Source organism: Streptomyces umbrinus (assembly GCF_030817415.1).
Taxonomy (GTDB): domain Bacteria; phylum Actinomycetota; class Actinomycetes; order Streptomycetales; family Streptomycetaceae; genus Streptomyces; species Streptomyces umbrinus_A.
This window is the reverse complement of the sequence record NZ_JAUSZI010000002.1, coordinates 6,112,554-6,126,890: the sequence shown is the minus strand read 5'-3', so window position 1 is coordinate 6,126,890 and position 14,337 is coordinate 6,112,554. Positions and strand designations below refer to the sequence as shown.

Here is a 14,337-nt window from a genome sequence, read left to right as displayed (position 1 = left end):
TCGCGGTCGGGGGCGTTGTTTCACGTGAAACACAGCAAGCCTACCGGCCGCCCCAAGATCGCTGTCCGCAATAGTTCCGCCACCGGCTGCCGCTCAGCGCCCACGCGCCCCTCACCTGCCTCGGTGGCAGCTTTCGTTCACCTCTTCATACAGTGGGGCAATGCGCATCGGTGATCCCCTTCCCTCAGTGGGGGACGTCCTCGCCACCCTCGCCACCGGCCTGTGGAGGTGGGACGACGCCGCCGGGAAGGTCACCCTCGACGCCGAGGCCGCCCGGCTCCTCGGCCTGCCCGCGGAGCCGACCGTGCTCACGGAGGCAGGTGTACGCGCCCGTTTCCACCCCGTCGACTGGAACGAGGTCAACGGGGTCGTCCAGCTCGCCGTCGTCGAGGGCACACTCGCCGAGCTGCGGCTGAGGGTCATGGACGAGCAGGGCCATGTGATCCGTACCGTACGCAGCCGTTCCAAGCCGTCGATCGACCCGGGCACCGGGTCGTACCAGCTGATCGGCACCATGCAGGAGGTCACCGAGCCGCAGCCGGGCTCCGCCGCGCGTACGCCGGTCACGGGTGACTGGAGACGCTCGCGGGAGGCGTTCCTGCTGGACGCGGGGCGGGCGCTGGCCGAGGCACGGTCCACGGCGGAGGTGCTGCGGGTCGCGGCGGGCCTGTCAATGCCCGGTTTCTCGCCGGACGGGCTCGCGGTCTTCGGCGCGGCGGGCGACCGGCTGACGGTCATCGGCCACCACGGGCACAACCCCGGGGACGAGGAGCCGTTCACCCAGATGCCGCTGGACACGGACTATCCGGCCGCGGAGGTCGTCCGCACCGGCCGTGCCGTCTATCTCTCCTCGCCCGACCACTACCGCGACCGCTATCCGGCCGCCTGGCCGCTCGCCCAGCACTTCGACCGCCAGTCCTGGGCGTTCCTGCCGCTCACGTTCGCAGGGCGCACGATGGGCGCGTGGATGGCGGCCTTCACGTACCCCGTCACGTTCACGCCCGACGAGCGTTCCGTGCTGACGACGGTGGCGCGGATGCTGGCACAGGCCCTCTCGCGGGCCGGGGTCGCCGAGTCCGAGCGGGAGCTCACGGACGGCCTCCAGCGCTCGATGCTGCCCACCCTGGGGCCGCAGATCCCGGGCATGAGCGTCGCGGCCCGGTATGTGCCCACCGGCGGCGGACTCCAGGTGGGCGGCGACTGGTACGACATGATCCCGCTGCCCGGCGGCACCTCCCGGAACAGCCCCGAGGGTGGCCGCTTCGCCCTTGTCATCGGCGACGTCCAGGGCCATGACGTACGCGCCGCCGGACTGATGGGCCAGCTCCGGATCGCACTGCGGGCGTACGCCTCCGAGGGACACCGCCCGGACGCGGTCCTCTCCCGCGCCTCCCGCTTCCTGTACGGGATCACGTACGACGAGGAGATCTCGGACCTGCGCTTCGCGACCTGCCTGTATGTGGAGGTGGATCCGGAGAGCGGGGTCCTGGAGATAGCCAGGGCCGGGCATCCGGATCCGGCGATACGCATGGCCGACGGGACCGTGCTGACCCGGCCGACCGCGGGCGGGCTGCCGCTCGGCATCGACCCGGACGCCGACTATCCGACGACGCGGCTCGTCCTGGAGCCCGGCGAGACCATGCTGATCTGCACGGACGGGCTCATCGAGACCGGCGGGCACGACCTGGACACCGGCTGGCGGCGGATCCGCAAGATCCTGGAGAGCCACGACGGCGACATGGAGGAACTGGCCGACGCACTGGTCCAGGCCGTGCACGGGCCCTCCTCCCACCACACGACCGGACCCCTGGTGGACCGCCGCGAGGACGACATAGCGGTACTGCTGCTGAACAGGGCGGGGGAGGACAGCAGCCTCGGCGGCACCCTGACCGAGCGGTCCTCCGTACGCCGCACGATGGTGACCGTCGCTCAGGCCGAGCACCAGCGGGTCGCGGGAGCCCGGCAGCAGCTGCGGGAGTTCCTGCACGACTGGGCCTCCGCCGACCAGGTCGACTCGGCGGTCCTGCTGGTATCCGAGATGATCACGAACGTCCTCGTCCACACCGACGCGGACGCGCTGCTCGTCGCCGAGATGACGGGCGGAGCGGGTGCCCGTCGGATACGGATCCAGGTGACGGACGGGAGCGACGACCTGCCCCACAAGCGGCACCCCGGCGAACTGGCGTCCTCCGGGCGGGGCCTGATGCTGATGGAATTGCTCGCGGACGCGTGGGGGGTGGACCCGCGAGGCGAGGGCAAGAGCATCTGGTTCGAGCTCTACGAGGAGGAGCCGGGCGGCGAGGAGCCGGGCGGCGAGGCCGAGCCCGGGCTTCCCGGCTTCTCCGGGGTCACCGACGTCTCCAAAGACGCGTAACGTCCCCGCAGTTCAGCGATCACCCCGAACGCCGCCGCCGTCAGGGGCACCGCCAGCAGCATCCCGAGGATGCCCGCCACGGACGCGCCCGCGGTGATCGCCAGCATGACGACGGCGGGGTGCATCTGCACGGTCCGGCTCTGGATCATCGGCTGGAGCACATGCCCCTCAAGGACCTGCACGGCCAGGACGACCCCCAGCGCCCACAGCGCGATCACGAAACCCCGGTCCGCGAGGGCCACCAGAATCGCCACAGCGCCGGACAGAAAGGCGCCCAGATACGGGATGTACGCGCCGACGAACACGAGCGCGCCGAGCCCGACGGCCCCCGGCACCCGCAGCACGAGCAGGCCCACGGTGATGCAGATCGCGTCGATGAGCGCGATGAACGTCGTCCCGCGCATGAACCCCTCGACGGCCTGATAAGCCCGCCGCGCCATCGCCTCGGCCATGTCGCCCGAGCCCTGTGGCACCAGCGAGCGCAGGGTCCCGGCCGCGCGGTGCGAGTCCCGCAGGAAGAAGAAGACGAGCAGCAGCGCGAGGACGGCCATGGCGATGGCCTGGCCCACGACGCTGATCCCGCTGATCACCCCGGACGCCGCCGTCCCGCCGAACTTGCCCAGCAGCTCCTTGGCGTTGGAGGCGAGGTCGTCGAGCGAGGTGCCGGCCGCCCCGAAGTGCTCGGACAGCGACTCGGCGGCCTGCTTGAGCGAGGCGGTGATCTCGTCACCGGTGTCGATCAGCGCGGCCACCACGATGTACGTGGCCCCGCCGACGACGGCGAGCACGGCGGCACAGGTCACACCGGCCGCGATCGACCGGTTCACCTTCGCCCGCACGAGTCGCCCGTACAGCGGCCGGAGCAGCGCCGTCCCGAGCAGCGCGAGCAGCACCGGCACCACCGCGGTCTTGAATTCGACGCACAGCCGCACCCCGACCACCACGACCCCGGTCACCAGCAGAGCGACGACGCACCAGGCGGCCACGCGGCGCACGGGTTCGGGCAGGAGCCGGGCGGATTCCGGAAGCAGGGGCTGCACGCCTCCACCTGACCATGCGTCAGTCGGGGCGGCGCTCCGGGAGGGCTGAAAGGGGGACCCGCCGGGGGACCGGTGCGCGATGATGCGAACCATGGCCGCCATCACTGAGATACCAGGGCCCAAAGGCCTCCCCCTGCTCGGCTCGGCACTCGACCTCCGGCGCGACGCGCTGGATGCCTTCCTCCGCGCCCGGCGGGACCACGGCGACGTGGCGCGTCTCTCGGCGGGCCCACCGGGAGTCCGTTCGGTGCTGCACTGCGTCTTCTCCGCGGAGGGCGTGCAGCAGATCCTGGCCTCGCAGGCGGCCAACTTCCGCAAGGACAACCAGTTCTACGAGGAGCTGAGGCAGTCCGCCGGCAACGGCCTGCTGACCGCGCAGGACGCCGACTACCGGCGCCAACGCCGTCTGATCCAGCCGCTGTTCACGCAACGGCAGGTGGACACCTATGCCACGGCGGTGACGCTGGAGGCCGACGGCACGGTCGAGCGCTGGCGGGACGCGGCCGACGGCGTCGTCGACGTGGTCCGGGAGATGGACCGGCTCGCGCTGCGCACGGTCTCCCGCATCCTGTTCGGCGCGGACGTCGAGGCCGCGGTCGAGGTCATCCACGACAACTTCCCCGTGGTCAGCGAGTACGTGACGCGGCGCGGCTTCTCCCCCGTCAACCCGCCGCGCTCCTGGCCCCTCCCGTCCAACCGCCGGGCCGAGGCGGCGTCCCAGGCGGTGTACGCGGTCTGCGACCGGATCATCGCTGAGCGCAGGGCGGCCGACGCGACGGCCGGGGCCGCCTCCACCGAGGGCGACGACCTGCTCTCCCTTCTCTCCCGGGCCAGCAGCGAGGAGGACGGCATCCTCGACGCGGACGAACTCCGTAACCAGGTACTGGTCTTCCTGGTCGCGGGCCACGAGACGACCGCGACATCCATGGCCTTCGCGCTCCATCTCCTCGCCCGCCACCCGGAGGCCCGGAAGCGGGCCCAGGAGGAGGCCGACCGGCTGCCGTCGGGGCGGGCGCCCTCGGCCGCCGACCTCGACGAACTCCCTTACCTGACAAGGGTGCTGAAGGAGGCCATGCGGCTGTATCCGGCCGCTCCGGTGGTCGGCCGCCGGTCCGTCGAGGCCGCGGAGGTCGAAGGACATCTGATCCCGGCGGGCGCGGACGTCCTGGTCCTGCCCTGGGTCACCCACCGCCACCCGGACCTGTGGGACGACCCGGAACGCTTCGACCCCGACCGCTTCACCCCCGAACGGGAGGCGGCCCGCCACCGCTACGCCTGGTTCCCCTTCGGCGGCGGCCCGCGCGCCTGCATCGGCCAGTACTTCTCGATGCTGGAGTCCGTACTGGCCCTGGCGGCCCTGCTGCGCTCGTACGAACTGGAGGCCGTGGACACGGAGGTCCCCCTGACAGCGGGAATCACCCTCCAGGCGACGGGTCCGGCACGGGTACGGGTGCGGGCCCGCGGCTGACCGCACACAACGAGACAGGCCCGAAGTCGCAGGACGAACCTGCGGCTCCGGGCCTGCCTCGTGCTGTACCGGACCCTGCGGGCCGACCGCGGACCGGGCGTCGAAAGGGTGTCGAACGGGCGACTACAGCCCGCCCTCCGTCATCCCGTGCACGGCGGGAATGGTCCCCAGCCGCCCCTTCTGGAAGTCGTCGAAGGCCTGCTGCAGCTCCTCGCGGGTGTTCATCACGAAGGGGCCGTAGTGGGCCATCGGCTCCCGGATCGGCTGTCCGCCCAGGATGACGACCTCCAGGTCCGGGGTGTTGGCGTCCTGCTTCTCGTCCGCACGGACGGTCAGCGAGGAACCCGCGCCGAAGACGGTCGTCTGCCCGGTGTGGACCGGACGGCGGTCCGTACCGACACTGCCGCGGCCGGCCATCACGTACGCGAGGGCGTTGAAGTCCTCGCGCCACGGGAGCGTGAGCTCGGCGCCGGGGGTCACGGTCGCGTGGATCATGGTGATCGGCGTGTGCGTGATGCCGGGACCCTGGTGGCCGTCCAGCTCACCGGCGATGACGCGCAGGAGCGCGCCGCCGTCGGGCGTGCTGAGCAGCTGGACCGAGCCGCCGCGGATGTCCTGGTAGCGCGGCGCCATCATCTTGTCCTTGGCCGGCAGGTTCACCCACAGCTGGAGCCCGTGGAAGAGACCGCCCGACACGACGAGCGCCTCCGGCGGGGCCTCGATGTGCAGGAGGCCCGAGCCCGCGGTCATCCACTGGGTGTCGCCGTTGGTGATGGTGCCACCGCCACCGTTCGAGTCCTGGTGGTCGAAGACGCCATCGATGATGTAGGTCACGGTCTCGAAGCCGCGGTGGGGGTGCCAAGGCGTGCCCTTGGGCTCGCCCGGCGCGTACTCCACCTCACCCATCTGGTCCATCATGATGAACGGGTCGAGATGGCGGTAGTTGATCCCGGCGAACGCGCGGCGGACCGGGAAGCCCTCACCCTCGAAGCCGCTCGGCGCGGTGGTCACGGCGAGCACAGGACGTGCCACGGCCTCGGTCGACGCGGCCACACGGGGCAGGGTCAGCGGGTTCTCGACGGTCACTGCAGGCATGTCGGTACCTCCTTGTGCTCGAAGTTTAGTTGAATCTCGAACTTTCTGCCACCTGGAACGCAGAACGCCCGGAGGGCATTCCCTCCGGGCGTCACGTGTGGAGCGGGTCGTGCGGGCCAGCTGTACAGGTCGGCCATGCGGGCCGGCTGTACGAGCCGGCCCTACCGGGCAGTACGCGCTTGCCGTCTGCGCGTGGCGGTGTCTGTCGGCCGTCTGTGGAGCAAGCGCGGTCAGCCGTACATCCGGCGCATGGCGAAGTCGACCATCTGTTCGACCGCCTTCGCGTCGAAGACGATGCGGTGCTCGCCCTCCATGTCGAGGACGAAGCCGTAGCCGGTGGGGAGCAGGTCGATCACCTCGGCGCCGATGACCACGAAGTACTTGGACTCCTTGCCGGCGTACCGGCGCAGTTCCTTGAGCGAGGTGAACATCGGGATCACGGGCTGCTGGGTGTTGTGCAGCGCCAGGAATCCGGGGTTGTCACCGCGCGGGCAGTAGACCTTCGAGGTGGCGAAGACCTGCTGGAAGTCCTCGGGGGTCAGCGACCCCGTGGTGAACGCGCGCACCGCGTCCGCGAGCGACGGCGGCGACGGCTCGGGGTAGAGCGGCGGCTGCTGGCCGTATCCGCCGACGCCGCCGACGCCACCGGGCATCTGCTGCTGCGGCGGCGGCTGGGGCTGTGTGTACTGCTGCCCCGGTCCCACGTTCTGGTCGTAGCCGTACATGGGGGCAAGAGTACTGGCGGGGCGGGCCGCCCGGTCGTCCCCGGCGGATTTCCTCGAACAGGTGGCGGAGTCGTGCACTCCCACCCGAAGGTGGACCCCGAAATGTAGACCCTGCTCACACTTGGGCAATCAGGGGTTGATTCTTATTACCGACGGGTAGCATCATCGTAGCTACTAGTTGGTACGTGGACCGTATGCGCACCAGACTCGAACAAGGTACGAGGACTCGTCACCGAGGACTCACCCACCTCCCCGATCTTTAACGGAGCCGTCGCCATGGGGCACTACAAGTCGAATCTCCGCGACATCGAGTTCAACCTCTTCGAGGTGCTCGGGCGCGACAAGCTGTACGGCACCGGCCCGTTCGCGGAGATGGACACCGAGACCGCCAAGAGCATCCTCGAAGAGCTGACCCGCCTCTCGGAGAACGAGCTGGCCGAGTCCTTCGCGGACGCCGACCGCAACCCTCCGGTCTTCGACCCGGAGACCAACACGGCGCCCGTCCCGGCATCCTTCAAGAAGTCCTACCAGGCCTTCATGGACTCCGAGTACTGGCGGCTCGGCCTCCCCGAGGAGATCGGCGGCACCACCGCCCCCCGCTCCCTGATCTGGGCGTACGCGGAGCTGATCCTCGGCGCGAACCCGGCGGTCTGGATGTACTGCTCGGGCCCCGCGTTCGCGGGCATCCTCTTCGAAGAGGGCAACGAGGTCCAGAAGCACATCGCGAAGATCGCCGTGGACAAGCAGTGGGGCTCCACCATGGTTCTCACCGAGCCGGACGCCGGCTCGGACGTGGGCGCGGGGCGTACCAAGGCGGTCGAGCAGGAGGACGGCTCCTGGCACATCGAGGGCGTCAAGCGCTTCATCACGTCCGGTGAGCACGACATGTCGGAGAACATCCTCCACTACGTGCTCGCGCGTCCCGAGGGTGCCGGCCCCGGCACCAAGGGCCTGTCCCTCTTCCTCGTCCCGAAGTACGAGTTCGACTTCGAGACCGGCGAGCTGGGCGAGCGCAACGGCGCCTACGCGACGAACGTCGAGCACAAGATGGGCCTCAAGGCCTCCAACACCTGCGAGATGACGTTCGGCGACCGCCACCCGGCCAAGGGCTGGCTCATCGGCGACAAGCACGACGGCATCCGCCAGATGTTCCGCATCATCGAGTTCGCCCGCATGATGGTCGGCACGAAGGCCATCTCGACGCTGTCGACGGGCTACCTGAACGCCCTTGAGTACGCCAAGGAGCGCGTCCAGGGCCCCGACCTCGCGCAGTTCATGGACAAGACCGCGCCCAAGGTCACCATCACGCACCACCCGGACGTGCGCCGCTCGCTGATGACGCAGAAGGCGTACGCGGAGGGCATGCGCGCCCTGGTGCTGCACACCGCCGCGCTCCAGGACGAGATCCAGGTCAAGGAGGCCGAGGGCGAGGACGCGTCCGCCCTGGAGGCCCTCAACGACCTGCTCCTGCCGATCGTGAAGGGCTACGGCTCCGAGAAGGGCTACGAGCAGCTCGCCCAGTCGCTGCAGACCTTCGGCGGCTCCGGGTTCCTCCAGGAGTACCCGATCGAGCAGTACATCCGCGACGCCAAGATCGACACCCTGTACGAGGGTACGACCGCGATCCAGGGCCAGGACTTCTTCTTCCGGAAGATCGTCCGCAACCAGGGCGCGGCCCTCAACTCCCTCGCCGAGGACATCAAGAAGTTCCTGGCGCTCGGCACCGGCGGCGAGGAGCTGTCCGGCGCCCGCGAGCACCTCGCCAAGGCGGCCGTCGAGCTGGAGGCCATCGTCGGCCTGATGCTGACCGACCTCGCGGCGACCGAGCAGGACGTCAAGAACATCTACAAGGTCGGTCTCAACAGCACCCGCCTGCTGATGGCCTCGGGTGACGTCGTCGTCGGCTACCTGCTCCTGAAGGGTGCCGCCGTCGCCGCCGAGAAGCTGGAGACGGCCTCGGCGAAGGACCGGCCGTTCTACACCGGCAAGATCGCCGCGGCGAAGTTCTTCGCGGCGAACGTCCTGCCGGGCGTCACCGGTGCGCGCAAGCTCGCCGAGGGCGTCGAGCTGGACCTGATGGAGCTGGACGAAGCCGCGTTCTGAAGAAGGGCGGGGCGCAGCCCCGCCCTTCTTCAGGGGCGCGGGGAACTGCGCGACCAGCCCCCACGCACCCGCAGGGTCGGCGTTCACGCACCCGCAGGGTCGGCGTTCACGCACCCGCAGGGTCGGCGTTCACGCACCTGCAGGGTCGGCGCTCGGGCCGTGAGCCGTCACGTTCGCGCCGAACGTCCGGACCCGTCCCACCGTCTGTACACACCCCTCACGAAGGCCCGTTCCCATCCCCGGGAGCGGGCCTTCGTACGTCGTTAAGGTGAACCCATGCGCACACCCCCACGCTTCGACCGCGGACACACCGACGACCTCATGTCCTTCCTGGCGGCGAGCCCGTCCCCGTACCACGCCGTGGCGAACGCCGCCGAGCGGCTGGAGAAGGCGGGCTTCCGGCAGGTCGCGGAGACCGACGCGTGGGACGGGACGAGCGGTGGAAAGTACGTGCTGCGCGGGGGCGCGATCGTCGCCTGGTACGTGCCGGAGGGCGCCGAGCCGCACACCGCCTTCCGCATCGTCGGGGCGCACACCGACTCCCCCAACCTGCGGGTGAAACCGCGCCCGGACAGCGGTGCGCACGGCTGGCGCCAGGTCGCGGTCGAGGTCTACGGCGGCCCGCTCCTCAACTCCTGGCTCGACCGGGACCTGGGCCTCGCCGGACGGCTGTCGCTCCGGGACGGCTCGACGCGGCTCGTGAACATCGACCGGCCGCTGCTGCGCGTGCCCCAGCTCGCCATCCACCTGGACCGGTCCGTCACCTCGGACGGCCTCAAGCTCGACAAGCAGCGGCATCTGCAGCCCATCTGGGGCCTGGGCAACGACGTGCGCGACGGCGACCTGATCCGCTTCCTGGAGGAGGAGTCGGGGCTCACCGAGGGCGAGACCACCGGCTGGGACCTGATGGTGCACTCCATCGAACCGCCCGCCTACCTGGGCCGCGACAAGGAGCTGCTCGCGGGCCCGCGCATGGACAACCTGCTGTCCGTGCACGCAGGTACGGCCGCGCTGACGGCCGTGGCGACGGCCGACGAGCCCCTCTCCTACATCCCGGTCCTCGCGGCGTTCGACCACGAGGAGAACGGCTCGCAGTCGGACACGGGAGCGGACGGGCCACTGCTGGGCAGCGTGCTGGAGCGTTCGGTGTTCGCGCGCGGCGGCTCGTACGAGGACAGGGCCCGCGCCTTCGCCGGCACGGTCTGCCTCTCCTCCGACACCGGTCACGCCGTCCACCCGAACTACGCCGAGCGGCACGACCCGACGCACCACCCGCGCGCGGGCGGCGGCCCGATCCTCAAGGTGAACGTCAACAACCGCTACGCGACGGACGGTTCGGGCCGCGCCGTGTGGGCCGCCGCCTGCGAGAAGGCCGACGTGCCCTTCCAGACGTTCGTCTCCAACAACTCCATGCCCTGCGGCACCACCATCGGCCCCATCACCGCCGCCCGCCACGGCATCAAGACGGTCGACATCGGCGTGGCCATCCTCTCGATGCACAGCGCCCGCGAACTCTGCGGCGCCACCGACCCGTTCCTGCTGGCGAACTCACTGGTGGGGTTCCTGGAGGGATAGAGCTGCCTCAGGTGGGCCCAGTTTTGAACCTGTTCATGACAGGCCCCTCCGCCATACGATGCCGTCTTGATCAATCACCGTGGTCAATCACCCGGTGAAACACCTTGGTCGAACATCTTGCCCACGGGGGGACTTGATATGAGACGGCGTTCCATGCTGCTCGCCTGCGCGTCGGTCGCGGCCGGACTGCTGCTGGGGCCGGTTCCGACGGCGTCCGCCGCGACGACCGCACCCGAGCTGGTGGTCGCGGGCGGCACCGGCGAACAGTCCACCGGCCTGGTCTCGGTGACCGCGCGCTCGGACAGCGCCATCACCTCGATCACCGCTCATCTGTATGCCGGGGGAAGCTCCGAAGAGGTCGCCACCGTCAGCGAGTTCGCCCTCGGCTCGGGGAGCGAGTCGGACGGCCGCTGGACGGCGACCGCCCCGCTGCGCCTCGCCGAGCTGGGCACCTACCGCATCGTCGTCGACCTGACCGACGCCGACGGGGACACCTCCACGACACAGAGCGCCGCCGGATTCGAGTACTGGCGCACGGCCGACCTTCACGACTTCGAGGTCACGCCGGAGCACCCCGACTTCGGCCACCAACAGATCTCCGTGTCCGGCCGGTACACGATCACGGACCCGCGTACCGGGGAGACGACTCCCGCCGCGGACAACGCCGTCGAGATCGCGACCTCGAACACGGGCGAGACCGTCTCGGCGAGCACGGACGCCGACGGCCGGTTCTCCACCGCGTACGCGCACACGTACGACGGCGGGGGCAGCGTCTCTCCGTGGCTCCAACTGGCCGCACCGGGGTCCCAGGACGGCGCGACGGTCTCCGTGTCGCCGGTCAGGTCGGCACCCGGGTACTGCTCGACACCGACGAGCTGAGCACCGTCGAGGGCGAGCCCGTGACGGTCTCGGGCCGCGCCGAGGTGTGGATCGACGACGACTGGCGGCCGCTTGCCGGGGCCACGGTCCGCGCGCTGTGGAGCACCGACTCGGGAGCCGCCGCGGTGCGGCCCGTCACCGACGCCGAGGGCCGGTTCTCCGGAGAGCTGCTGATGCCCCGCTCCGGCACCGTGCAGGTCAACGTCCTCCCGGGCACGTACCTCGACGCGAGCGCGGAGGAGCCCCTGAAGGTCGAGGTCGCTCGCGCCGCCTCCATCGGTTCCTTCGCCGTGACCGTCGGCACGAACTCCCGGCTCACCGCCCAGGGACGCCTCTACACCGGCGAGAGCACGCCCTCGGACGCCGACAACAAGGTGCAGATCCAGTACTCGGCCGACGGCGCCACCGGCTGGACGACGGTGACGGCGGTCGTACCCGGCTTCGGCGACCCGCAGGAAGGCTCCCTGTTCCAGGGCACGTTCGCCGCGCCCGCCGGACAGGGCCACTACCGGGCGTACTTCGCGGGAAGCGCCGACTGGCAGGCCGCGTACAGCGAACCGGTCTTCGTCCAACTCCCCTGACCCGTCTCCCTGATCGGTCTCCCTGGCCAATCTCCCTGGTCCGTCCCGCCTCATCCGCCCGCGGAGATCTCCCCTGCATGGAGGGACCGGGTCCGGGTACTCGCCTCGGACCCGGGAACCGCACGGTCTCCGGGCCCGGAACGAACTGTGTTTCAAACAGGAGGCGACACCCATGGGCCTGGGCGGGTGCATCATTCTGATCGCCGCAGGGGCGATCCTCACGTTCGCGACCGACTGGGACATGCAGGGGGTCAACCTCGACCTGGTCGGCATCATCTTCATGATCGTCGGTCTGATCGGTGTGGCGACGTTCAGCAGCATCGCCAAGCGGCGCCGGGTCGTGGTGCCGCCCACCACACCGGTGGTCACCGAGGAGCAGCGCAACCGCGGCGGGTACAGCGACGGTTACGGCGCCTGATCACCGACGGCCGCAGCATCTGACCACCGACGGCTCCGGCATCCGACCGTCGACGGTCACGGCATCCGGCCGCCGTCCGAATCAGCTGTTCAGCACGTGCCCGGTGGTGGCGTCCACATGGTCGGGGACCTCCTCGTGGCGGTCCCCGACCGACAGCGTGCCGGTGGGCTCGATGACGAGGATCGCCGCGCCGGAGGGTGAACTCGGCTTGTGCTCGGTGCCGCGCGGGACCGTGAAGAGCGACCCCTTGGGCAGGACCACCGTGCGCTCGCCGCCGGGCTCGCGCAGGGCGATGCGCAGTTCGCCCTCCACGACCAGGAAGAACTCGTCGGTGTGGTCGTGGGTGTGCCAGACGTGCTCGCCCTCGACCTTCGCGAGGCGTACGTCGTAGTCGTTGACGGCGGTGACGATGCGCGGGCTCCACAGGTCCTCGAAGGAGGCGAGCGCGACGGCGAGGGAGACGGGTTCGTTGTTCTTGGCCATGGGTTCATCGTGCGGCGGGACGGCCCGGGCGTACGAGTGCTAGAAATCGCACATGTCGCAAGGATCCTCGCAGCACCCGACTCCGCCTCTGGCTCCGGCTCCATCTCCTGGACTCCGGCCGCACCGCGTCGCGGTGATCGTCGACGAGGGCACCAACCCTTTCGAAGTGGGCGTCGCGACCGAGCTGTTCGGACTGCCGAGGCCCGAACTCGGCCTGCCCCAGCCGCTGTACGAGCTGACGCTGTGCACCCCCACCCCCGGGGTCCGTATGAACCACGGCTTCTTCACGCTGAGCGGGGTGCCCGGGCTCGACGCGGTGGACGGCGTGGACACCCTCGTCGTCCCCGGCCGCCCCGACAACGTCGTGCCGCGCGGTGAAGCCGTACTCGACGCCGTCCGGCGCACGCACGCCCGCGGGGCCCGCGTCGTGAGCCTGTGCACCGGGAGCTTCGCGCTCGCCGAGGCCGGAATCCTGGACGGGCGCCGGGCCACCACGCACTGGCGCTGGGCCGACCTCTTCCGGGAACTCCACCCGAAGGTCCTCCTGGAGCCGGACGTGCTCTTCGTCGACGAAGGCGACGTGCTGACGGCGGCAGGCAGCGCGGCCGCGCTCGACCTCGGGCTGCACATCGTGCGCCGCGACCACGGCGCCGAGATCGCGAACGCCGTGTCCCGGCGGCTCGTCTTCGCCGCCCATCGCGACGGCGGGCAGCGGCAGTTCGTCGAACGCCCCCTGCCCGACGTACGGGACGAGTCGCTGACGCCGCTGCTGGCCTGGGCGCAGGCCCGGATCGGCGAACCGCTGACGGTCGCGGACCTCGCGACGCACGCGGCCGTGTCGCCCGCCACGCTCCACCGCCGCTTCCGTGCCCAGCTGGGCACGACCCCACTGGCGTGGCTGACGGGCGAACGGGTGGCGCTGGCCTGCCGGCTCATCGAACGCGGCGAGGAACGACTGGACGTCGTCGCGGCACGCAGCGGTCTCGGCACCGCCGCCAACCTGCGGGCCCGGCTGCGCCGCGAGACCGGGCTCAGCCCGTCGGCCTACCGACGGCGTTTCGGACCTGCTGCCGGGGAACCGCTAAGAGCATGAAATTCCTCGTACGCGACCGGCTCCTGGGCATCGGTGACGACTACTGGATCGAGGACGAGCACGGCCGCAAGGCCTTCCTCGTCGACGGCAAGGCGATGCGGCTGCGGGACACCTTCGAGCTGAAGGACGCGCAGGGGCGGGTGCTGATCGACATCCACAAGAAGATGCTCGCCCTGCGGGACACGATGGTCATCGAGCGGGACGGTGAGCCGCTGGCGACCATCCGCCGCAAGCGGCTGTCGCTCCTCCGCAACCACTACCGCGTGGCCCTCGCCGACGGGACCGAGCTCGACGTCAGCGGCAAGATCCTCGACCGTGAGTTCGTCGTCGAGTACGACGGCGAACTCCTCGCCCACATCTCCCGCCGGTGGCTGCGGGTCCGGGAGACCTACGGCGTCGAGGTCGTACGCGACGACGCGGACCCTGCCCTGCTGATCGCGGTGGCGGTATGCGTGATCCACCTGGCGGAGAGAGAACGGGACTCGGACTGAAGCGGTTTCCTC

General features: G+C 70.3%; 13 protein-coding genes. 9 read left to right on the top strand and 4 right to left on the bottom strand.

The window, feature by feature from the left end:
- The first annotated feature begins 160 nt into the window (after window positions 1-160).
- A complete protein-coding gene (locus tag QF035_RS26875) occupies window positions 161-2,374 on the top strand; it encodes a SpoIIE family protein phosphatase (RefSeq protein ID WP_307523148.1) in 2,214 nt (737 codons plus the stop codon).
- On the opposite strand, the gene QF035_RS26870 is transcribed toward QF035_RS26875, so the two are convergent.
- A complete protein-coding gene (locus QF035_RS26870) occupies window positions 2,278-3,414 on the bottom strand; it encodes an AI-2E family transporter (protein WP_307523147.1) in 1,137 nt (378 codons plus the stop codon). The genes QF035_RS26875 and QF035_RS26870 overlap by 97 nt on opposite strands.
- Window positions 3,415-3,505: 91 nt before the next feature.
- Here QF035_RS26870 and QF035_RS26865 point away from each other — a divergent pair, with 91 nt between their 5' ends.
- Window positions 3,506-4,882 (top strand): cytochrome P450, encoded by a 1,377-nt coding sequence (locus QF035_RS26865; RefSeq protein WP_307523146.1) that lies wholly within the window; start codon window positions 3,506-3,508, stop codon window positions 4,880-4,882.
- Window positions 4,883-5,005: 123 nt separating this feature from the next.
- Here QF035_RS26865 and QF035_RS26860 read toward each other — a convergent pair whose 3' ends face one another.
- Both QF035_RS26860 and QF035_RS26855 read right to left on the bottom strand, forming a co-directional pair.
- Window positions 5,006-5,977, bottom strand: coding sequence for a pirin family protein (locus QF035_RS26860; protein ID WP_307523145.1), 972 nt, complete (start codon window positions 5,975-5,977; stop codon window positions 5,006-5,008).
- Between the two features lie 230 nt (window positions 5,978-6,207).
- Window positions 6,208-6,702, bottom strand: a complete 495-nt coding sequence (locus tag QF035_RS26855) for an SseB family protein (protein WP_307523144.1) — start codon at window positions 6,700-6,702, stop codon at window positions 6,208-6,210.
- Between the two features lie 276 nt (window positions 6,703-6,978).
- On the opposite strand from QF035_RS26855, the gene QF035_RS26850 reads away from it, so the two are divergent.
- From QF035_RS26850 to QF035_RS26830, 5 genes are all read left to right on the top strand, one after another.
- On the top strand, window positions 6,979-8,805 hold the full coding sequence (locus QF035_RS26850; protein ID WP_307523143.1) for an acyl-CoA dehydrogenase: 1,827 nt from the start codon (window positions 6,979-6,981) through the stop codon (window positions 8,803-8,805).
- Window positions 8,806-9,081: 276 nt separating this feature from the next.
- A complete protein-coding gene (locus tag QF035_RS26845; RefSeq protein ID WP_307523142.1) occupies window positions 9,082-10,380 on the top strand; it encodes a M18 family aminopeptidase in 1,299 nt (432 codons plus the stop codon).
- A 138-nt stretch (window positions 10,381-10,518) separates the two neighbouring features.
- The gene (locus QF035_RS26840) at window positions 10,519-11,259 is read left to right on the top strand and encodes a hypothetical protein (RefSeq protein WP_307523141.1); all 741 of its coding nucleotides are present in this window, start codon (window positions 10,519-10,521) and stop codon (window positions 11,257-11,259) included.
- Window positions 11,160-11,840, top strand: coding sequence for a hypothetical protein (locus QF035_RS26835; RefSeq protein WP_307523140.1), 681 nt, complete (start codon window positions 11,160-11,162; stop codon window positions 11,838-11,840). Before QF035_RS26840 ends, QF035_RS26835 begins: the two co-directional genes overlap by 100 nt.
- Before the next feature lie 172 nt (window positions 11,841-12,012).
- A complete protein-coding gene (locus QF035_RS26830; protein ID WP_307523139.1) occupies window positions 12,013-12,258 on the top strand; it encodes a DUF6458 family protein in 246 nt (81 codons plus the stop codon).
- Between the two features lie 81 nt (window positions 12,259-12,339).
- Here the strand turns inward: QF035_RS26830 and QF035_RS26825 are convergent, their stop codons facing one another.
- Window positions 12,340-12,741 (bottom strand): cupin domain-containing protein, encoded by a 402-nt coding sequence (locus QF035_RS26825; protein WP_307523138.1) that lies wholly within the window; start codon window positions 12,739-12,741, stop codon window positions 12,340-12,342.
- A 52-nt stretch (window positions 12,742-12,793) separates the two neighbouring features.
- Between QF035_RS26825 and QF035_RS26820 the strand changes: the two genes are divergently transcribed.
- A complete protein-coding gene (locus tag QF035_RS26820; RefSeq protein WP_307523137.1) occupies window positions 12,794-13,834 on the top strand; it encodes a GlxA family transcriptional regulator in 1,041 nt (346 codons plus the stop codon).
- Window positions 13,831-14,325, top strand: a complete 495-nt coding sequence (locus QF035_RS26815) for an LURP-one-related/scramblase family protein (protein ID WP_307523136.1) — start codon at window positions 13,831-13,833, stop codon at window positions 14,323-14,325. Before QF035_RS26820 ends, QF035_RS26815 begins: the two co-directional genes overlap by 4 nt.
- Window positions 14,326-14,337: the final 12 nt, after the last annotated feature.